Raw genomic sequence first — 21,014 nt, forward strand, 5'->3', positions numbered from 1 at the left:
CGTTTGTTCTCAGCGTCCCCCCTTGTCCCCGCCCCACCCGCACCGGCCCGCCCCCCCCCGCTCCAGGTTCACGCGTACGAGGGGGTCGTACGACGGTCAGACCTCCACCACGACCGGGAGGATCATCGGCCTGCGTCGGTAGTTGTCCGAGACCCACTTGCCCAGCGTGCGGCGGACCAGTTGCTGCAGTTGGTGGGGCTCGACCACGCCGTCCTGGGCCGAGCGTTCCAGGACCTCCGTGATCCTTGGGACCACGTCCACGAAGGCGGAGTCGTCGATGCCGGAGCCGCGGGCCTGGATGTGCGGGCCACCCGTGATCTTGCCGGTGGACGAGTCCACGACGACGAAGACCGAGATGATGCCCTCGTCGCCCAGGATCCTGCGGTCCTTCAGCGCGGGTTCGCCGACGTCGCCGACCGAGAGGCCGTCGACGTACACGTAACCGGCCTGGACCTTGCCCGAGATCTTGGCCTTGCCCTCGATGAGGTCGACGACCACGCCGTCCTCGGCGATGACGATGCGGTCGTGCGGGACGCCGGTCAGGGCGCCCAGCTCGGCGTTGGCCCTTAGGTGGCGCCATTCTCCGTGGACCGGCATCAGGTTCTTCGGCTTGCAGATGTTGTAGAAGTACAGCAGCTCGCCGGCCGAGGCGTGTCCGGAGACGTGGACCTTGGCGTTGCCCTTGTGGACGACGTTGGCGCCCCAGCGGGTGAGGCCGTTGATCACGCGGTAGACGGCGTTCTCGTTGCCCGGGATGAGCGACGACGCCAGGATCACCGTGTCGCCCGCGACGATGCGGATCTGGTGGTCGCGGTTGGCCATGCGGGACAGCGCGGCCATCGGTTCGCCCTGCGAGCCCGTGCAGACGAGGACGATCTCGCTGTCCGGGAGGTCGTCGAGCGTCTTGACGTCCACGACCAGACCCGGCGGGACCTTGAGGTAGCCGAGGTCACGCGCGATGCCCATGTTCCGGACCATTGAGCGGCCGACGAAGGCGACCCGGCGGCCGTACTCGTGGGCCGTGTCCAGGATCTGCTGGATGCGGTGCACGTGGCTGGCGAAGCTCGCCACGATGATGCGCTTGCGGGCGCCCGCGAAGACCTGGCGCAGGACGTTGGAGATGTCCCGCTCCGGCGGGACGAATCCCGGGACCTCGGCGTTCGTGGAGTCGGCGAGGAGGAGGTCGATGCCCTCCTCGCTCAGCCGTGCGAACGCGTGTAGATCTGTCAGTCGACCGTCCAGCGGCAGCTGGTCCATCTTGAAGTCGCCGGTGTGGACGACCATGCCAGCGGGGGTGCGGATGGCGACCGCGAGGGCGTCCGGGATCGAGTGGTTGACCGCGACGAACTCGCAGTCGAACGGGCCGATGCGCTCGCGGTGTCCTTCGGCGACCTCGAGCGTGTACGGGCGGATGCGGTGCTCCTGGAGCTTCGCCTCGATGAGGGCGAGGGTCAGCTTGGAGCCGATCAGCGGGATGTCCGCCTTCTCGCGAAGGAGGTACGGGACTCCGCCGATGTGGTCCTCGTGGCCGTGCGTGAGGACGATGCCGTCGATGTCGTCGAGACGGTCCCTGATGGACGTGAAGTCCGGCAGGATCAGGTCGATTCCGGGCTGCTCCTCCTCGGGGAAGAGCACGCCGCAGTCGACGATCAGCAGACGGCCGCCGTATTCGAAGACCGTCATGTTTCGGCCGATTTCCCCGAGGCCGCCGAGTGGGGTGACCCTCAGGCCGCCTTCGGGGAGCTTCGACGGAGGGGCGAGTTCAGGATGCGGATGGCTCAAAAGACTCTCCTACCCATGCGCGCCACGTACCGGTAGGCACGTGGCGCGCATGACGTTCGTGCAAATGCAGTTATTGGATGTGGGGTGCAGGCGCCGAAGCCCTGCGTATTGAGTTGTGAAGTCTGTTGTCAGAGCTGTACCCCGCCGGCGGCAAGATCGATCTTGAGCTGGGCGATCTCCTCGGACGAGCACTCGACCATGGGTGAGCGCAGCGGTCCGGCGGGCAGTCCCTGGAGGGTGAGCGCGGCCTTGGTGGTCATGACGCCCTGGGTGCGGAACATGCCGGTGTAGACGGGGAGCAGCTTCTGGTGGATCTCGGTGGCCTTCTGGACGTCACCGGAGACGTACGCCTCCACCAGGGTGCGCAGTTCGGGTGTGACCACATGGCCGACGACCGAGACGAAGCCGACCGCGCCCACGGAGAGCAACGGCAGGTTCAGCATGTCGTCGCCGGAGTACCAGGCCAGGCCGGTCCGGGCGATGGCCCAGCTGGCACGACCCAGGTCGCCCTTGGCGTCCTTGTTGGCGACGATCCTGGGGTGCTCGGCGAGTCTGACCAGGGTCTCGGTGCCGATCGGGACGCCGCTGCGGCCGGGGATGTCATAGAGCATGACCGGCAGTTCGGTGGCGTCGGCAACCGTCGTGAAGTGGCGGTACAGGCCCTCTTGCGGGGGCTTGTTGTAGTACGGCGTGACGACGAGCAGGCCGTGTGCGCCGGTGCGTTCGGCCGTGCGGGCGAGTTCGACGCTGTGGTGGGTGTCGTTCGTGCCGACGCCCGCGATGACGTGGGCGCGGTCGCCGACCGCCTCCAGTACGGCTCGTACGAGATCCGCTTTCTCCGCGTCGCCGGTGGTCGGGGACTCACCGGTGGTGCCGTTGATGACCAGGCCGTCGTTGCCTGCGTCCACCAGGTGGGAAGCAAGCCGCTGCGCGCCGTCGAGGTCGAGCGCGCCGTCCGCCGTGAAGGGCGTGACCATGGCGGTGAGGACCCGCCCGAAGGGGGTCTGCGGAGTGGAGGTCGGAGCCATGGGTAACACGCTACTCGCTGCTCAATGCGGGGTCTGCCCTCGGGGCAGGCGACAAGTCGTGACAAATATGGAGCCCGGCACTGCCTGCTCGGGGGTTCAAGCAGTGCCGGGTCCGTTTGATCAGGCTAGATGAACTTCTCCAAATGCCGCAATACGGACACTTCGCGCGACTGATCCGCACATGTGTGCCCGCACGGCAAACAGAGGTGCGCTACGGCGCGACACGACCGTTGGCGTTGAAGGCGGAGTAGGTGAGCGGCATGAGCTTGGCCCACTGCTCCTCCATCTTCTCGCCGACCATCTCGATCTCCCGCTGCGGGAAGGACGGCACCTTCGCCAGCTCGTGCTGCGTGCGCAGGCCGAGGAAGTGCATCAGCGAGCGGGCGTTGCACGTGGCGTACATCGAGGAGAAGAGGCCTACGGGGAGCACGGCGCGGGCGACTTCGCGGGCCACTCCGGCGGCGAGCATCTCCTGGTACGCCTCGTACGACTGCCGGTACGAGTCCTCCATGGTGCGGCCGACCAGCTCCTGCTGGGCCTGGGTGCCCTCCACGAAGACGTACTTGCCCGGGCGGCCCTCCTGGACCAGCTTGCGGGACTCGCCGGGGACGTAGAAGACGGGCTGGAGCTCCCTGTACCTTCCCGATTCCTCGTTGTACGACCAGCCGACCCTGTGTCGCATGAACTCGCGGAAGACGAAGATCGGGGCGCTGATGAAGAAGGTCATCGAGTTGTGCTCGAAGGGGCTGCCGTGCCGGTCGCGCATCAGGTAGTTGATCAGGCCCTTGGAGCGCTCGGGGTCCTTGCCCATCTCCTCCAGGGACTGTTCGCCGATCGTCGAGACGCGGGCGGCGAAGAGCACGTCCGCGTCGGACGCGGTGTGCTTGACCAGCTCGACGGTGACATCGCTGCGGAAACTGGGCTTGAGGTCGTCGGCGGGAGTGTCGGTCACGGCTCGGAGGGTCCTTCCATCACGTCTCTCGGGCGGCGCCCACTCTACGGCCCGGCACTGACATCGGGGCGTTCGGTGCCGTGCCGCGACATTCGTTGGCGAACTTCTGCGAATTCGGCGAAACGGGGCACCTTTTGGGACGTTCGCTCGTCTGTCTTGGTGAGATCCACCCGTTCGATCCCGACCGATCTTTGAGGGGAGATGCACCACCGATGCTCCGTCGGCGCGAACCCGTCCCGTTCGCCTTCATCGCCGAGACCGACCGCTTCCGCAGCAACGTCACCCCGCCGCCCCGTGAGCGCGCGTCCGCCGGTCAGATAGCCGGGCGTTGGCTTCTGGGGCTCACCATCATCGCCGGCATCGTGGGCTCCGTGGTCCTCGGTATGCCGGCGCTGTCCCAGCACAACCTCTCGACACAGAACCAGCAGTCGCAGGCCGCCGACAATCGCTGACCTGGCGCGCAGCCGTACAGCTGACCATGACTCATCCGGACCCCCAATGGTGGTGAGCGGAAACTCGGCCGGATAGCCTCACCGGGCACAGCCCACGCATGGATTCAGTGAGGACACCAGCCGTGCCCCTGCCCTTCCTTACGGCCGACCGCGCATTCGAGGCCGCGGACGAGCTCGCGCTGCCGTTCGACGACCGCGACCGCTGGCGGCGCCCCTACCGGCCCGGACCGTGGCGGGTGGCGGTATCGGCGCTCGTACTGCTGCTCGCGTCGTACGTGCTGTTCGCCGCCGTCATCATCGCGTTGACCGGCTCGCGGTCCGAGGCCGGAGTGATCCTCGGTATCGCGTTGGCCGTCATCCTCTGCGCCCTGCGGCTGCTGCGCATGGGCGTGTGGGTGAGTGCGCGCGGGCTGCGCCGGGTGCGGTTCTTCTACACCCTCACGGTGCGGTGGAACCGGGTCGCCGCCGTACGCACGGTGCAGCAGCCGGTGCGCTGGCTCGGGCTGCCGCGCACGGTGCAGGGACAGGCGCTGCTCCTCGTACGGAAGGACCGTGCTCCCGAGGACGTGGCCGCGCTGCTGACCACGCACGACATCGACTTCCTGGCGCGTGCCTCCGCCTTCGACCGGGCCGCGGACTCGGTCGAGGTGTGGTCCGACGAGTACCGGCGGAGCTGACCGGCCAAGAGCAACGTCGAAGGGGCCGGTCCGCAGCGAGTGCGGGTCGGCCCCTTCGACGTACAGGCGTACGGGAGTTCAGGCCTGGACGGGGCGGCCGGCGTGCAGGGCGATCGCGCGTTGCATCGCCTTGCGGGCGCGCGGGGTGTCGCGGGCGTCGTGGTAGGCGACGGCGAGGCGGAACCAGCTGCGCCAGTCGTCGGGAGCCGCCTCCGTCTCGGCCTTGCGCCTGGCGAAGACCTCGTCGGCGGAGTCGCGGTCGATACGGCCGCCGGGCGTGCGCCTCAACTCGTCGACGGGGAGGCCGCCTTCGGCTTCGAGGAGGGCGGCGAGGCGGTTGGCGTTGCGGACGAACTGGGTGTTCTTCCAGAGGAACCACACGCCGATCACCGGCAGGATCAGGACCGCGATCCCGAAGGTGACGGTGATGACCGTGCCCGACTGTATGAGCATGACGCCGCGGCTGCCGACCAGGACGAAGTAGAAGACCAGGACGGCGGCCGTGACGGCGTAGCTGAGTTTGGCGCGCATGTCGTGAGCCTCAGCCCAGGTCCAGGAAGTGTTCCAGGCCGAAGGTGAGGCCCGGGGTGGTCACCACGCGGCGGGCGCCGAGCAGGATGCCCGGCATGAAGCTGCTGTGGTGGAGCGAATCGTGGCGGACGGTCAACGTCTCGCCCTCGCCGCCCAGCAGGACCTCCTGGTGGGCCAGCAGGCCGCGCAGGCGGACGGAGTGCACCGGGATGCCGTCGACGTTCGCGCCCCGCGCTCCGTCCAAAGCCGTCTCCGTGGCGTCCGGCGCCGCGGCCGTGCCCGCCTTCACGCGCGCCTCGGCGATGAGCTGGGCCGTGCGCGTGGCCGTACCGCTCGGGGCGTCGACCTTCTTCGGGTGGTGCAGTTCGATCACCTCGACCGACTCGAAGTAGGGCGCGGCGATCTGCGCGAACTTCATGGTCAGTACGGCCCCGATGGAGAAGTTGGGCGCGATGAGGACGCCCGTCTCCGGGGACTTCGCCAACCAGCCGGTGAGCTGCGCGAGGCGTTCGTCGGTCCAGCCCGTCGTGCCGACGACCGCGTGGATGCCGTGGCCCACGCAGTAGTCGAGGTTGTCCATCACCGAGGCCGGCGTGGTCAGTTCGACCGCGACCTGGGCGCCGGACTCCGTGAGTGTCTCCAGTGCGTCACCCCGGCCCAGGGCGGCCACCAGTTCCATGTCCTCGGCGGCCTCGACGGCTCGTACCGCCTCGGCGCCGATCCGGCCCTTGGCACCGAGGACCGCCACGCGCAGCTTGCTCATCGTTCTTGCTTCCTTACGACGGGTGTTAGGCGACGGCGTCGTTCAGTCGGGCCGCCTGCTTGTCCTTGAGCGGGCCGATGACCGCCAGCGAGGGGCGCCGTCCCAGGATCTCGCGGGCGACCTCGCGGACCTCGTCCGGGGTGACCGACGCGATCCTGGCCAGCAGGTCGTCGACGGACATCTGCTCGCCCCAGCAGAGCTCGCTCTTGCCGATGCGGTTCATCAGCGCGCCCGTGTCTTCGAGGCCGAGGACGGTGGAGCCCTGGAGCTGGCCGACGGCGCGGCCGATCTCGTCGTCGGACAGGCCGTGTTCGGCGACCTGGTCGAGTTCGTCGCGGCAGATCTTCAGCACGTCGTGGACCTGCGAGGGCCGGCAGCCGGCGTAGACGCCGAAGAGGCCGCAGTCGGCGAAGCCGGACGTGTACGAGTACACGCTGTAGGCCAGGCCGCGCTTCTCCCGGACCTCCTGGAAGAGGCGGGACGACATGCCGCCGCCGAGGGCCGTGTTGAGGACCCCCAGGGCCCAGCGGCGCTCGTCGGTGCGGGCCAGGCCCGGCATGCCGAGGACGACGTGCGCCTGCTCCGTCTTGCGGCCGATCAGCTCGACGCGGCCCGCGGTGCGCAGGGCGCGGCGGCCGTCGCGCGGGGCGATGGGCGCTGCCTCCGCGTTCTTGAAGGCGCCGGCCTTCTCGAAGGCCGCGCGGACCTGCCGTACGACCTTGTCGTGGTCGATGTTGCCGGCCGCGGCGACCACGAGGTGGGTCGGGTCGTAGTGCTTCTTGTAGAAGCGGCGGATGCGGTCCGCGGTGAGGGCGTTGACGGTGTCGACCGTGCCGAGGACCGGGCGGCCGAGGGGGTTGTCGCCGAACATCGTGCGCGCGAACAGGTCGTGCACGCAGTCGCCCGGGTCGTCCTCCGTCATGGCGATCTCTTCGAGGATGGCGCCGCGCTCTACGTTGACGTCCTCCTCGCGGATCAGGGAGCCCGTCAGCATGTCGCAGACCACGTCGATGGCGAGCGGCAGGTCGGTGTCGAGCACGCGCGCGTAGTAGCACGTGTACTCCTTCGCCGTGAACGCGTTCATCTCGCCGCCGACCGCGTCGATCGCGGAGGAGATGTCCAGCGCGCTGCGCTTGTGCGTGCCCTTGAAGAGGAGGTGCTCCAGGTAGTGAGTGGCGCCGTTCAGCGACGGCGTCTCGTCGCGGGAGCCCACGTGTGCCCAGATGCCGAAGGTGGCGGAGCGGACCGAGGGCAGCGTCTCGGTGACGATGCGCAGGCCGCCCGGGAGGGTGGTCTTGCGGACCGTGCCGATGCCGTTGGTGCCCTGGATGAGGGTTTGGGTACGGGCGACGGCCCGCGCCTCCGAGGAGGTGCGGGCCGTCGTCGTGGTACTGGTCGACGTCACTTGTCGCCGTCGTCCTTCTTGTCGTCCTCGGTGTTCTCTTCACCCTCGATGACGGGGATCAGGGAGAGCTTGCCGCGGGAGTCGATCTCGGCGATCTCGACCTGGACCTTCTGGCCCACGCCGACGACGTCCTCGACGTTCTCCACGCGCTTGCCACCGGCGAGCTTGCGGATCTGCGAGATGTGCAGCAGACCGTCCTTGCCCGGGAGCAGCGACACGAACGCACCGAAGGTGGTGGTCTTGACGACCGTACCCAGGTAGCGCTCGCCGACCTCCGGCATGGTCGGGTTGGCGATGCCGTTGATCGTGGCGCGGGCGGCCTCGGCCTGCGAGCCGACCTGGGCACCGATGTAGATGGTGCCGTCGTCCTCGATCGTGATCTCGGCGCCGGTGTCCTCCTGGATCTGGTTGATCATCTTGCCCTTCGGGCCGATGACCTCGCCGATCTTGTCCACGGGGATCTTGACGGTGATGATCCGCGGGGCGTTCGGGGACATCTCGTCCGGCGTGTCGATCGCTTCCATCATCACGTCGAGGATGTGGAGGCGGGCGTCACGGGCCTGCTTGAGGGCGGCGGCCAGGACGGAGGCGGGGATGCCGTCCAGCTTGGTGTCGAGCTGGAGGGCGGTGACGAACTCCTTGGTGCCGGCGACCTTGAAGTCCATGTCGCCGAAGGCGTCCTCCGCACCGAGGATGTCGGTGAGGGCGACGTAGTGCGTCTCGCCGTTGATCTCCTGGGAGATCAGGCCCATGGCGATACCGGCGACGGGGGCCTTGAGGGGCACACCGGCGTTCAGCAGCGACATGGTGGAGGCGCAGACCGAGCCCATGGACGTCGAGCCGTTCGACCCGAGGGCCTCGGAGACCTGACGGATCGCGTAGGGGAACTCCTCGCGCGTCGGCAGGACCGGGACCAGGGCGCGCTCGGCGAGCGCTCCGTGGCCGATCTCGCGGCGCTTGGGGGAGCCGACGCGGCCGGTCTCGCCGACGGAGTACGGCGGGAAGTTGTAGTTGTGCATGTAGCGCTTGCGGGTCACCGGGGAGAGGGTGTCCAGCTGCTGCTCCATGCGGAGCATGTTGAGGGTGGTGACGCCCAGGATCTGGGTCTCGCCACGCTCGAACAGCGCGGAACCGTGCACGCGCGGGATGGCCTCGACCTCGGCGGCCAGGGTGCGGATGTCGGTGACACCGCGGCCGTCGATGCGCTTCTTCTCCTTGATGACGCGCTCACGGACCAGGGACTTGGTCAGCGAGCGGTACGCGGCGGAGATCTCCTTCTCGCGGCCCTCGAACTCCGGGAGGAGCTTCTCGGCGGCGAGACCCTTGACGCGGTCGAGCTCGGCCTCGCGGTCCTGCTTGCCGGCGATGGTCAGCGCGGAGGCGAGCTCCGGGCGGACGGCGGCGGTGAGGGCCTCCAGGACGTCGTCCTGGTAGTCGAGGAAGATCGGGAACTCGCCGGTCGGCTTGGCGGCCTTGGCGGCGAGGTCGGCCTGCGCACGGCAGAGCACCTTGATGAAGGGCTTCGCGGCGTCCAGACCGGAGGCGACGACCTCCTCGGTCGGCGCCTCGGCGCCGCCCGCGACCAGCTGGATGGTCTTCTCGGTGGCCTCGGCCTCGACCATCATGATCGCGACGTCGCCGTCCTCCAGGACGCGACCGGCGACGACCATGTCGAAGACGGCGTCCTCGAGCTCGGTGTGCGTCGGGAACGCGACCCACTGGCCGTTGATCAGCGCGACGCGGACGCCGCCGACCGGGCCGGAGAAGGGCAGACCCGCCAGCTGCGTGGACGCGGAGGCCGCGTTGATCGCGACGACGTCGTACAGGTGGTCGGGGTTGAGCGCCATGATCGTGGCGACGACCTGGATCTCGTTGCGCAGGCCCTTCTTGAAGGACGGGCGCAGCGGGCGGTCGATCAGGCGGCAGGTGAGGATGGCGTCCTCGGAGGGACGGCCCTCACGGCGGAAGAAGCTGCCGGGGATCTTGCCGGCGGCGTACATCCGCTCCTCGACGTCCACCGTGAGGGGGAAGAAGTCGAGCTGGTCCTTGGGGTTCTTGGAGGCGGTGGTGGCCGACAGCACCATGGTGTCGTCGTCCAGGTACGCCACGGCGGAGCCGGCGGCCTGCTTGGCCAGGCGGCCCGTCTCGAAGCGGATGGTGCGGGTGCCGAAGGAGCCGTTGTCAATGACGGCCTCGGCGTAGTGGGTCTCGTTCTCCACTAGCGTTTTCTCCGTTACTTGTCGTCTTTCGTCCCTCCCCGCCCGTGTGGCGGGGGGACGGTGGCGGAGAAGCGCTGTCTGGTGCGGGCCGGTCTTCGATCGAAGCACCCGGGGTGTCTTGCCCGGGGGCCACTACCGAGGACCGGCGGCTGCGAGGCGCGCTTCTCCTCGTTCGTTTCGTACGTTGTTCGTACGTTGTCGAGCTGTCGTGCGTTGTCGTGCTGTGTCGTGCGTATTGCGTTGTGCTACCACACTACAAAGCGGCAGTGACACTCCGCACGTTTCCGCACGTACGGGCAATCCGTACATACGGCAAAGGGAGCGACTCCCGATCGTTTCGGGAACCGCTCCCCTTCACGGCGTCTTACTTGGCGCCCGCCGCACCGCGGCGGATGCCAAGGCGGTCGACCAGCGCACGGAAGCGCTGGATGTCCTTCTTGGCCAGGTACTGCAGCAGCCGGCGGCGCTGACCGACCAGGATCAGCAGACCACGACGGGAGTGGTGGTCGTGCTTGTGGGTCTTGAGGTGCTCGGTCAGGTCCGAGATGCGGCGCGAGAGCATGGCGACCTGGACCTCGGGGGAGCCGGTGTCGCCCTCCTTCTGGCCGAACTCGGTGATGAGCTGCTTCTTCGTAGCGGCGTCGAGCGACACGCGTACTCCTCGTAGTCTTTGATGTGCCACCGAGTGCCCCTGGTCCACTTCTCAGGGGAGCTTCCGTAACTCGGGAGGCGGGATCCGCTGGGCGCTGCCTCGGGAGCGTGAGCTCCAGGGGTGCGTACACAAACGGCCGCTACACAGCGTACCAGCCTGGGGGGACACCTCGGTCCAGCTCTGTGAAGGGCCCTGACCGGGGCGGATACGGCCACTAGGGTGATCCGCATATCCACATGTGGATCGTGGATCACGTCGGTTCGTCGGGAAGGGGTCGCTTCGCCATGGCGGAGACGGAGCAGGAGATCAAGGCACGCAAGGAGCGGGAGCGGGACGAGCTGTACGCCCTCGACATCTCGGGCGTCGAGTGGCGCAGCGCGCCGGGCACGGAGGAGCACGAGGAGCGCGTCGAGATCGCCGACCTGCCCGACGGCGCGGTGGCCATGCGCTCGTCGCTCGACCCGGACACCGTACTGCGCTACACGGAGGCGGAGTGGACGGCCTTCGTGCTGGGCGCCCGGGACGGCGAGTTCGATCTGGAGCCGGCTCCGGAGGAGCAGCAGTAGTCGTAGACGCGGAAAAGGGGCGGCACACACGCGTGCCGCCCCTTTTCCATGCCTACGGCTCCTAGCTGGTCATCGCCCGTGCCTTCGCGTACACGTCGAAGACGGCCAGGGAGAGCGGGATCAGGGTGAGCAGGACGAAGCTCTCGGCGATCTCCAGGAAGCGGCCCCAGAAGGGGGTGACTCCGCGCTTCGGGGTGATCAGGCCGACCGCGGCGACCAGCGCGGTGGACGCGGCCACGGCCGCCGCGAGCCAGACGCTGCGGATGTCGAGGGAGTTCGGGTCGCCGAGGAACGCGTCCCGCACGTACGCGTGCGGCGGGTTCAGGGCGAGGCCGAGGCCAAGGAAGACGAGGGCGGCCAGGCCCGCGGCGAGGGTGGCGCCGACCTGGGCGGTGTAGCGGAACAGGTGGGCGCGCATCAGCATCGCGATGCCGGTGGCGAGGGCGAGGAGCTGTGCCCACACGTTGCTGGAGAAGCCGAGGACGATCGAGGCGCCCACGGACACGAGGGCACAGCCGCCGACCAGGCCGACGAGGAGTTCGTGGCCGCGCCGGGCGCGGGCGGCGATGCGTTCGGCGTCGACGGGCTCCTGGGCCACGGGTTCGCCGTCGCCGTAGCCGCGGGTGGGGTTGGGCGGTTCGAAGCCGATGGGGAGGCGGGCGAAGCGCATGGACAGGCCCGGCAGGAAGGCGAGCGCGCACACGGAGAGGGGGGCGCAGATCGCGGCCGTCTCGATGGGCTTCAGGTGGGCGAGCATCGCGGTGAACGTCGTCAACAGGCCGATGGCGGAGGCGAAGACGAAGGCCACGAAGGGGCCGTCTCCTCCGGGTGACACCAGGGTGAGGACGACGGCCGCGACGAGGACGGCGGCGCAGGCCAGCAGGAACTGAAGCCGTCCAATGCCTTCTCCTTCGGAGAAGGGGAGCAGCCCGGAGCCCGCCACGGCGATGTTCGGGAGCGCGCCCAGGCCCAGGGCGACCGCCGAGCCCCGGTCGTCGTACACGCGCGCGCGTACGCAGGCGATGGTGACGAGGAGGATGCCGGCGAGGCCGGCGACGATGCCCTGGAGGCCGTTCATGTCGTGGTGGATCTGGGAGCTCCAGGCCACGAACGCGAGCAGCGCGGGCAGGATGCCGCCCGCGACGAGACCGGCGGCGCGCGTCAACTCGCCGTTCCACAGGGCACGGTCACGGGTGACGGCGGCGGCGACCGCCTCGGAGACGTCGTCGTAGACGGCGGGCGGCAGCGAGTCGGCGAAGGGGCGCAGGGTGAGCAGTTCGCCATCGAGGATGCGCTGTGCGGCGAAGGAGCGGGCGCCGTCGAGGACGGTGCCGTCGCGGCGTACGAGGTGGTAGCCGACGGGGGCGCCCTCGGCGAGGCTCTGCTGGGACAGCCGCAGGATCTCGGGGTAGAGGTCGGCGACCGGTACGTCGTCCGGCAGGGCCACGTCGATCCGGCTGTCGGGCGCCACGATGGTGACCCGGCAGAAGCCGAAGCCCGTGCCCGCCCCGGATGAGGCTCCGGTGCCCGTTCCGCCGGTCGCGCCGGCCGGCGCGGAGGCCGTGATGCTCACCTGCTGTTCCCCCTTGTCAGTGACGGACGGTCCGCGAAGGTGCCGCGCGCGTCCACCGTGTGGTTCCGCCGTAAAGATCCTGTGCAGGTCGCGCCGTGCCGCCCGTCCCGTCGGTGGGACCGTGCCGTCGTGCCCGGCACTCAACGGGATCCGACGGGATCCGCCCGCCGCGAACACTGCGGTTTTGCCCGGTTTTCCCGGAACGATTCGCAACTGCTCACACGTCTCACGGGCACCCTACCGCCCGCCGTTGTCAGTGGTTGTCAGTAGGATCGCGCAGTGCGGATCGGCGTCCGCCCGACACGGGGCGGCGGACGTAAACAACTCGGTCCGGCAAGGGAATTGGTGCTTAGTGAGCCAGATCGTCGTCAAGCGTCCGCCGAGGTCGCTGCCGAAGGAAGTGCCCACGGACGAGGTCATGCTGCAGGCTCCGCCGGAGCTGCCGCGCGGCCAGCAGGAGGGCGCCATGATGCAGCTCCTGCCCATGCTCGGCATGGGCGGGTCGGTGGTGTTCTTCTTCAACCCCAGTGCCCAGCCGTTCATGAAGATCATGGGCATGGTGATGATCGCGTCCACGGTCGCGATGGGCGTCTCGATGCTGGTCCGCTACCGCCGGGGCAACCAGGGGCAGATGGCCGACATGCGCCGTGACTATCTGCGCTATCTGTCCCAGACCCGGCGTACGGCCCTGGAGACCGCGCGGGCCCAGCGCGACGCCCAGTACTACCTGCACCCTTCGCCGGAGCAACTGTGGGCACTGGTCGCCGAGGGCAGCCGGGTGTGGGAACGCCGCACGAACGACGAGGACTTCGGACAGGTGCGGGTCGGTCTCGGCCCGCAGGGACTCGCCACTCCCCTGGTCCCGCCGGAGACCGCCCCAGTAGACGAGCTGGAGCCGCTGACGGCGGGCGCCATGCAGCGTTTCCTGGCCACGCACAGCACCCTTGAGGACCTGCCGATGGCGGTCTCGCTGCGCGCTTTCTACCACGTGACGATCAGCGGCGAACCGGCCACCGTGCGCGGCACCGCCCGCGCGGTCGCCGCCTCCCTCGCCTCGATGCACTCCCCCGAGGACCTCGTCATCGCCGTCGCCACCGGGCGCGAGTCGGTGCCCGAGTGGGAGTGGGCCAAGTGGCTTCCCCACGCGCAGGCGCAGGGTCTCGCGGACGGCGCGGGCAGCATGCGGCTGATCTCGACCGACCCGGTGGAGCTGGAGGAGATGCTCGCGGACCGCCTCCAGGGCCGCCCGCGTTTCCACCCGGCCGGAGCGCCGGTGCCCGAACAGCCGCATCTGGTGGTCGTGTTGGACGGCGTCTCCCTGCCGCCCACCTCCTTCCTGGCCAGCCCCGAGGGCCTCCAGGGGGTGACGATCGTCGAGGTCGTCCCCGGCGACCTGAGCAGCGGACGCGGTGACCTCTCGGTCGTCGTACACCCGAAGGAACTCCGCCTGGAGTCGGGCCACGGCATGGTCTACGAAGGCACGCCGGACGTCCTGTCGTACGAGGCCGCCGAGGCGCTGGCGCGTCAACTGGCGCCGCTGCGCATGGTGTCGGGCGGTGACGACGACGAACCGCTGCTCGCCAACCTGGAGTTCACGGATCTGCTGAACCTGGGCGACGCGGCCTCCGTGGACCCGAAGCGGACCTGGCGCCCACGTTCGACGGCGGAGCGGCTGCGGGTGCCGATCGGGCTCGGCGAGGACGGCCGGCCCGTGATGCTCGACCTCAAGGAGGCGGCCCAGGAGGGCATGGGCCCGCACGGGTTGTGTGTCGGCGCGACCGGTTCCGGCAAGTCGGAGCTGCTGCGCACCCTGGTCCTCGGTCTCGCGGTGACGCACTCCTCGGAGACGCTGAACTTCGTCCTCGCGGACTTCAAGGGCGGTGCGACCTTCGCCGGAATGGCGCAGATGCCACACGTGGCGGCCGTCATCACCAACCTGGCGGACGACCTGACGCTCGTCGACCGTATGGGTGACTCGATCCGCGGCGAGTTGAACCGCCGCCAGGAGATGCTCCGCGACGCGGGCAACTACGCGAACATCCACGACTACGAGAAGGCGCGCGCCGCGGGCGCCCCCTTGCAGCCCGTCCCGTCACTCGTCCTGGTGATCGACGAGTTCAGCGAACTCCTCACCGCCAAGCCGGACTTCATCGAGATGTTCGTGCAGATCGGCCGCATCGGCCGTTCGCTGGGCGTGCATCTGCTGCTGGCCTCGCAGCGCCTGGAGGAGGGCCGGCTGCGCGGCCTGGAGACGTACCTCTCGTACCGGATCGGTCTGCGTACGTTCTCGGCGGCCGAGTCGCGGGCCGCGCTCGGGGTGCCGGACGCGTACGAGCTGCCGAACGTGCCGGGTTCCGGCTTCCTGAAGTACGGCACCGACGAGATGGTCCGCTTCAAGGCGGCGTACGTCTCCGGGGTGTACCGCACCGGTTCGCAGCAGGCCGCCGCGCTCGGCGGGCCGCTCCCGGTGGACCGCAGGCCGGTGCTGTTCACGGCGGCGCAGGTGCCGGTGCAGTACGCGCCCGTGCCGCGGCAGCGCCAGGCCGAGACGGCGGACGAGAAGGACGACGCGCTCGCCGACACCGTGCTCGACGTCATCGTGCGGCGACTTGAGGCGCAGGGTCCGGCCGCCCACCAGGTGTGGCTGCCCCCGCTGGACAGCCCGCCGTCGCTCGACTCCCTGCTGCCCGGACTCGCCGCGGTACCGGGGCGCGGCATGACGCAGCCCGGCTACGAGGGCGCGGGCCGGCTCGTCGTCCCGGTCGGCCTGGTCGACAAGCCGTACGAGCAGCGCCGCGACCCGCTGTGGACCGACTTCGGCGGCGCGGCCGGCCATATGCAGATCCTCGGCGGCCCGCAGTCCGGCAAGTCGACGCTGCTGCGCTCACTCATCGCGTCGTTCGCACTCACCCACACCCCGCACGAAGTGCAGTTCTACGCACTGGACTTCGGCGGTGGCGGCCTCTCGGCGGTGGCCGGTCTCCCACACGTGGGCGGGGTCGCCTCCCGTCTCGACCCGGAGAAGGTCCGGCGTACGGCCGCCGAGGTCTACGGCGTGATGACCCGCCGTGAGGAGTACTTCCGCACAGCGGGGATCTCGTCGATCGCGGAGTTCCGCGCCCGCCGCGCGCGGGGCGACATCTCCGTGACGGACCAGCCCTGGGGCGACGTCTTCCTCGTCATCGACGGCTGGGGCAACTTCCGTACGGACTACGAGGCGTTGGAACCGCTCGTGCTCGACATCGCGGCCCGCGGCCTCGGTTACGGCATCCATGTGATCCTCACGGCGTCGCGCTCCATGGAGGTCCGCGCGAACATGAAGGACCACCTGATGAACCGGCTGGAGCTGCGGCTCGGCGACCCGATGGACTCGGAGTTCGACCGCAAGGTCGCCGCCAACGTGCCCACGGGCGTGCCCGGGCGCGGCCAGACCCCGCAGAAGCAGCACTTCATGGCGGCGGTCCCGCGCATCGACGGCCTGTCCTCGGACACGGACCTCGCGGAGGCGACAACGGCCCTCACGGCCGAGGTCGCCCGGCACTGGCAGGAACCCGGCGCACCCGAAGTCCGGCTGCTGCCGAGGGAGTTCGCGGCGACCCAGCTGCCGTCCGGCGACCGTTTCCCGAACCGGGGCATCTCCTTCGCCCTCGACGAGGACAACCTGGAGCCGGTGTTCGTCGACTTCGACCAGGATCCGTTCTTCCTGGTCTTCGGCGAGAGCGAGTCCGGCAAGTCGAACCTGCTCAGGCTGCTGATCAAGCGCCTCGGCGAGCGCTACGACGGCGACGCCTGCAAGCTCTTCGTGGTCGACAACCGGCGTTCCCTGCTCGGCGTGACCCCGACCTCGCACCTGGCCGAGTACATCCCGATGTCGAACCAGATGCAGCACCACATGGACGCGCTCGCCGACCTGATGCAGCGCCGGACGCCGACGTCCGACGTCACTCCGCAGCAGCTCCGCGACCGGAGTTGGTGGCGGGGCCCGCAGGTCTTCGTGATCATCGACGACTACGACCTGGTGTCCACGTCGAGCGGCAACCCGTTGTCGGGACTGACGGAACTGCTCCCGTTCGCCCGGGACGTGGGCGTGCGCTTCATCATCGCCCGCTCCACGGCGGGTGCGGGGCGCGCCGGTTACGAGTCCTTCATGCAGCGCATGAAGGAACTCGGCGCCCAGGGCGTGGTGTTGGCGGGCGACCCGGCCGAGGGCGACCTGCTGGGCGGGGTGCGGCCGCGGCCGATGCCGGTCGGGCGTGGCGTGTTCGTGTCCCGGAAGCGGGGGAAGCCGTTGGTTCAGGTGGGGTTGGCGGACTCGGAACTCTGAGAGGTCGGCTCGTCACTGGCTCAGGCTCACGTCGGGTGCTGCGTGTCGGAAGATCGACCGCAGGCGGTCGTGAGCCAGCCGGGCTGTTCACCGCTCATCGCAGCCCATAGACGGCTGTAAGAGCCGTGGCCAGATCTGTGGCTCTCTTGAAATCTGTGTTCAGCGGGTTGGTAGGTTCGCGGAGCGTCTCCCCTTACTAGCGGGGTTTACGCAGACAAACGGGGAGGCATCCACGCATGGCGTGGGACGAGTGGGAGCAGCTCAAGACCCAGGCGGCGGAGCGGCGCTCGGCGAAGATGGAGCTCAACCAGTTGCCGGCGGACCCGGGCGGAAGCGGGAGCAGGGACAGTCCGCAAGGTGATCTGCGGGTGAGTCAGAAGGACTTGACCGCGGTCGGTGATGCCGCATACCAGCTGCACCAGGATTTCGCTCACTTCAGCACCTATGCCCGTACCGCCTCCCTCACCGCGGCCGGCGGTCTCAAGAAGCAGGGCTTCGCGCTCGGCGCCGCGCTCGACCACGTCGCCGAACGCTGGGCCGAGCAGACCCGCTCGCTCCTGGACGCCACCGCTCACATCTCCAACCACCTCGACTACACCAAGGGCGCACACGCCAGGGACGAGGTCTACATCGCCGACTCCATCAGCAGCATCTCCACCCTCGACGACGGCTTCGACCACCGGAACGGGCAGAGCTGATGGACCTCGACACACTCCGGTACGGCAACTTCCAGCAACTCGGTGAGGCCATCACCGACTGGCAGCAGATGACGAAGAAACTCGCCGATCTCAAGAAGGATGCCGAGAACAACCTCAAGGCCAAGGCGGACAAAGCGGATTGGGCCGGTCTCAACGCCACCGTCACCCGTCAGTTCGTGGACAAGACCGCCACCGAGTTCGGCGACGCGCACACGCAGGCCGACTCGATCTCGAAGATCCTGAGTGACACGCACGGTGAACTCGTCGACTACCGCACCCAGTTGAACAGTGCGATCGACCGCTGTGCCAAGAAGCACCTGACGGTGGTGGACACCGGCGACGGCACCTTCGTGGTCACCCAGAACACCCGCCCCGACTGGGCCTCCGACCCCAGCGGCAAGACGGACACCACCAGCCAGCAGGACATCGACGCACTCCGCACCGAGATCGCGCACATCCTGAGCAAGGCCACCGAGAGCGACAACAGCGCCGCCAAGGTTCTCCAACTCCTCGTCGACCAAGCCGAGTACGGCTTCTCCGACGCCGCGTACACGGACCGCGACTCCGCCGCCAAGGCCGTAGAAACGGCCGACAAAATGGCCAAAATGGCCAAGGATCCGAAGAAGATGTCGCTCGACGACATCACCAAGTTCAATCTGTACCTGGAGAACTACCACAATGACGCTCTTTTCTCAGAGCAGTTCGCGAAGCGGCTAGGCGCGAAGGGAACTCTTCAGTTCTGGGCGGACATGGCAGAACTTCATGCCGGTGCCAGGGGTACAGAACTCACACGCATGGAGATCCTTCAAAAGAACTTGGGCCTCACCTTGGCCACGGCATCGTTCTCAGACTCCGACGACATGCAAAATTGGAAGAAGGGAATCCTCAAAGAAAGGAACACCAACTTCGTAACCGACCCTTCAAACCCGATGAAGAGTCCGGTCGGAGCTCTCGGCTCCCAGGTGCTTAGCAGCCTGATGCGACAAGGACATTTCGACACCAAATTCCTTGACGACTACCGTAGCGAACTTTTCAAGGCCGATAAGGGAGCAGGGGAGTCTGGCACCAACAACCTATGGACCAAGGGTTACGACCAGATCGATCTGGAATTCGGGAAGGGAAACGGTCGCGATCCTCTGGAAGGGCTTTTCGATGCCCTATCACACAATCCGGAGGCAGCAACCCACGCCTTCGACTCCAAGTCGGATCTCGACCACATGTTCGGCACCACGAAGTACACGGATCGAGGAACTTCACTGGGGCACGCCCTGGAGGCTGCGGTGACCGGAGTACCGGCTGGGGACCCGACGCAACAGGCTGCACCGCACAGCACAGCACAGGTCAAGATCATGGCGAACATCATGCAAGCCGTGGCTGACCCGGACGGCGGTGCAGGCCTTGTGAGCAAGCAGATGGGTGCCAGCTTCGGACATATGGCGGCAGCCTATATGCCTGAAATCAGCCAAGCATTTGGAGGCCCGAACTCCGGAACAGTGTTCGTCACGAACAGTGACGCTCCCTCGGGCCTCAATCGCTGGGACACAACGCGGTTCCTTTCCGCGGTTTCCCAAGATGCCGCAGGCAGGGCTGCAATTCGCTACGGCGAGAGCATCTACACCGGCAGCCTCCTGGACGCACACCTCTCCGACCCTGCTTTGTTCGACGGAAGCCGCGAACAAGTTCTTCATGACATCGGCCGAAACGCTGGGATCATTGAAGGCATCGTCGGACGTTCTGTCGCAGACGCAGATATCAGCAGTGATATCGGGTTCACGAAGGATGAAAACGACGCTATTGCACAGCAGGGCGAGTTCTTCAAATCAGCAATGTCCGCCGGTGTCGGAATCGGATCCGTCGCGCTCGTACCCGCGACCGGTGGCGGTGCGCTGGCCGGAGCCGCCGGTGGAGGCTTCTTCGGCGGTGTCGCCAGCATGGCCGTCGATCGAATGGTCAGCGGCAAGGAACTTGACGTTGGCCAGGCGATGGACGAGGCCTTGTACCGAACGGGCCGGGATCTCAGCCAGACACAGGACTCCGTCAGCCAGCAGACGCAGTGGTCGGTCGATGATGCTCTGAAACGCCACCATGTCGATCTACCCAAACAGGGGACCGCCGATCTTATCCGGAATTCCGTCAACGAGGGCTGGGAATCGAGCGATTCCATCCTGCATGATTTCAAGCAACGCCCTACCGGTTAAGGAAGAGGATATTACCCCCCATGAAGAAGAGAGCAAGAGGAACCATCCTCGGCATCGCGGTCCTCGGCCTACTGGGCGGAGGCTGGTTCGGATACCAGCAGGTTTTCACGAAAGGCCTCGACCACCTCCCGAGTAAAGTATGCGATAACGCAGCAAAGCGGGAGACAGTGATTCGCGTGCTTCCTGACACCCGGTCAGCAAAGGAGGGGGCGAAACCAGAGAATCCTGGCAGGAATTTTTCTTTCTACTGCCATATTTACACCAGTGGCGATTCAATCCTGTCCGGCGAAGTGCAGGTTCAGGATTCCTCGGCAAAAGCGTGGGCTGATTACTACCGGGGGTACGGCGGCACAGATGAGGGGGAGGTGGAGCGTGTTTCCCTCAAAGACGTCCAGGCGCTGTCCAAGACGCATATGTCTAGCGTATACACCCCTTGCGTCCCACGAGGCGTCAAGGCAGCCGAAGCTTCACAGGCCTATGCCCTCGTCACCGAAGTGCGCGTGATCGGGAAGAGCCGGACCAACGGGCTGGCACTACGTCAGGCCCTGACTGACTTCGCCTATCAGATCACCCAGCGGGCCTACGAACTGGGCGAGTGTCAACCGACCCGGACATTCGCCGGGGAGCTTCCGCGCTACGTGGCCAACTGAGATACCACTTCGGAAATCATCCGGCGCGGCGATCGATGTACATGGCCCGATCAGACGCAGGGCCGTGGTGCCGTCGTGGGTTGCTTCGTCGGCGATACCTGTCCCCCGCAATGGAATTCTCGGCCCTTATGTCTCTTGTTGACCAACGCCGGGGTGGGCGCCTCCCGCGCGCGCCCACCCCGGTTTCCGCTGCGATCCTCGTCCTACTGGAAGTAGCTGGCGGCCTTCTTGTCGCCTTCCATGTAGGTACCGCCGGACGTGTACACGACGTGACCGATGCCGGTCAGCGCGGTGTGGATGTCGTTGGCTTCCTTGTCCCAGCGGTGCAGCTTCTCGTTGAAGGTGCCCTGGGCGTCACCCTCCCAGTACTGCTGGCTCTTCACGACCAGCGCGCGAAGCTCCTGGAGGTCCTGCTCCAGCTGCTTCGCCTCGTTGCCGATCTTGGTGGCCGCGAAGTCCAGCCCGTCATAAGTGACGGAAAGGCCGTCGGAGTTACGGCTCATGCGTGTTTACCTCGTCTCGTTCGTATGGGGCTGGTGGGCGT

Annotated in this window: 17 protein-coding genes; 7 read left to right on the top strand and 10 right to left on the bottom strand. The window is 67.7% G+C overall.

Annotated features, from left to right (window positions below; genetic code table 11):
• Positions 1–96 precede the first annotated feature (96 nt).
• The 3 genes from ACFXC1_RS19720 to thyX form a co-directional block, all read right to left on the bottom strand.
• Positions 97–1,782, bottom strand: coding sequence for a ribonuclease J (locus tag ACFXC1_RS19720; RefSeq protein ID WP_381244333.1), 1,686 nt, complete (start codon positions 1,780–1,782; stop codon positions 97–99).
• Positions 1,783–1,910: 128 nt separating this feature from the next.
• The gene (gene dapA, locus ACFXC1_RS19725; protein WP_381244335.1) at positions 1,911–2,810 is read right to left on the bottom strand and encodes a 4-hydroxy-tetrahydrodipicolinate synthase; all 900 of its coding nucleotides are present in this window, start codon (positions 2,808–2,810) and stop codon (positions 1,911–1,913) included.
• Positions 2,811–3,021: 211 nt separating this feature from the next.
• Entirely contained in the window at positions 3,022–3,762 is a 741-nt protein-coding gene (gene thyX, locus ACFXC1_RS19730; protein ID WP_381244337.1) for an FAD-dependent thymidylate synthase, read from the bottom strand.
• 212 nt (positions 3,763–3,974) lie between these two features.
• Between thyX and ACFXC1_RS19735 the strand changes: the two genes are divergently transcribed.
• A complete protein-coding gene (locus ACFXC1_RS19735; protein ID WP_362973145.1) occupies positions 3,975–4,214 on the top strand; it encodes a hypothetical protein in 240 nt (79 codons plus the stop codon).
• Between the two features lie 122 nt (positions 4,215–4,336).
• Positions 4,337–4,891: a hypothetical protein gene (locus tag ACFXC1_RS19740; protein ID WP_381244339.1), complete on the top strand. Its 555-nt coding sequence runs from the start codon at positions 4,337–4,339 to the stop codon at positions 4,889–4,891.
• A gap of 78 nt (positions 4,892–4,969) precedes the next feature.
• On the opposite strand, the gene ACFXC1_RS19745 is transcribed toward ACFXC1_RS19740, so the two are convergent.
• From ACFXC1_RS19745 to rpsO, 5 genes are all read right to left on the bottom strand, one after another.
• Complete coding sequence (locus ACFXC1_RS19745; RefSeq protein WP_381244341.1) at positions 4,970–5,422, bottom strand: tetratricopeptide repeat protein; 453 nt, start codon at positions 5,420–5,422, stop codon at positions 4,970–4,972.
• A 10-nt stretch (positions 5,423–5,432) separates the two neighbouring features.
• Complete coding sequence (gene dapB, locus ACFXC1_RS19750; protein ID WP_381244342.1) at positions 5,433–6,185, bottom strand: 4-hydroxy-tetrahydrodipicolinate reductase; 753 nt, start codon at positions 6,183–6,185, stop codon at positions 5,433–5,435.
• A 25-nt stretch (positions 6,186–6,210) separates the two neighbouring features.
• On the bottom strand, positions 6,211–7,590 hold the full coding sequence (locus ACFXC1_RS19755) for a M16 family metallopeptidase (RefSeq protein ID WP_381244344.1): 1,380 nt from the start codon (positions 7,588–7,590) through the stop codon (positions 6,211–6,213).
• Positions 7,587–9,809, bottom strand: a complete 2,223-nt coding sequence (locus ACFXC1_RS19760) for a polyribonucleotide nucleotidyltransferase (RefSeq protein ID WP_381244346.1) — start codon at positions 9,807–9,809, stop codon at positions 7,587–7,589. Before ACFXC1_RS19760 ends, ACFXC1_RS19755 begins: the two co-directional genes overlap by 4 nt.
• A 364-nt stretch (positions 9,810–10,173) precedes the next feature.
• Positions 10,174–10,461, bottom strand: a complete 288-nt coding sequence (gene rpsO, locus ACFXC1_RS19765) for a 30S ribosomal protein S15 (RefSeq protein WP_019075416.1) — start codon at positions 10,459–10,461, stop codon at positions 10,174–10,176.
• A 284-nt stretch (positions 10,462–10,745) separates the two neighbouring features.
• Between rpsO and ACFXC1_RS19770 the strand changes: the two genes are divergently transcribed.
• A complete protein-coding gene (locus ACFXC1_RS19770; protein ID WP_093629502.1) occupies positions 10,746–11,027 on the top strand; it encodes a DUF397 domain-containing protein in 282 nt (93 codons plus the stop codon).
• 61 nt (positions 11,028–11,088) lie between these two features.
• On the opposite strand, the gene eccD is transcribed toward ACFXC1_RS19770, so the two are convergent.
• Positions 11,089–12,600 (bottom strand): type VII secretion integral membrane protein EccD, encoded by a 1,512-nt coding sequence (gene eccD / locus ACFXC1_RS19775; protein WP_381244349.1) that lies wholly within the window; start codon positions 12,598–12,600, stop codon positions 11,089–11,091.
• A 352-nt stretch (positions 12,601–12,952) separates the two neighbouring features.
• On the opposite strand from eccD, the gene eccCa reads away from it, so the two are divergent.
• The 4 genes from eccCa (at position 12,953) to ACFXC1_RS19795 (ending at position 20,470) form a co-directional block, all read left to right on the top strand.
• A complete protein-coding gene (gene eccCa / locus ACFXC1_RS19780) occupies positions 12,953–16,924 on the top strand; it encodes a type VII secretion protein EccCa (RefSeq protein ID WP_381244351.1) in 3,972 nt (1,323 codons plus the stop codon).
• A 236-nt stretch (positions 16,925–17,160) separates the two neighbouring features.
• A complete protein-coding gene (locus tag ACFXC1_RS19785) occupies positions 17,161–17,622 on the top strand; it encodes a hypothetical protein (RefSeq protein ID WP_381244353.1) in 462 nt (153 codons plus the stop codon).
• Positions 17,622–19,820 (top strand): hypothetical protein, encoded by a 2,199-nt coding sequence (locus tag ACFXC1_RS19790; protein WP_381244355.1) that lies wholly within the window; start codon positions 17,622–17,624, stop codon positions 19,818–19,820. Before ACFXC1_RS19785 ends, ACFXC1_RS19790 begins: the two co-directional genes overlap by 1 nt.
• Positions 19,821–19,840: 20 nt before the next feature.
• Positions 19,841–20,470: a hypothetical protein gene (locus ACFXC1_RS19795; RefSeq protein WP_381244357.1), complete on the top strand. Its 630-nt coding sequence runs from the start codon at positions 19,841–19,843 to the stop codon at positions 20,468–20,470.
• 203 nt (positions 20,471–20,673) lie between these two features.
• Here the strand turns inward: ACFXC1_RS19795 and ACFXC1_RS19800 are convergent, their stop codons facing one another.
• The gene (locus tag ACFXC1_RS19800; RefSeq protein WP_019075424.1) at positions 20,674–20,973 is read right to left on the bottom strand and encodes a WXG100 family type VII secretion target; all 300 of its coding nucleotides are present in this window, start codon (positions 20,971–20,973) and stop codon (positions 20,674–20,676) included.
• Positions 20,974–21,014 lie beyond the last annotated feature (41 nt).

Source organism: Streptomyces hokutonensis, from assembly GCF_042751305.1.
Taxonomy (GTDB): domain Bacteria; phylum Actinomycetota; class Actinomycetes; order Streptomycetales; family Streptomycetaceae; genus Streptomyces; species Streptomyces hokutonensis_A.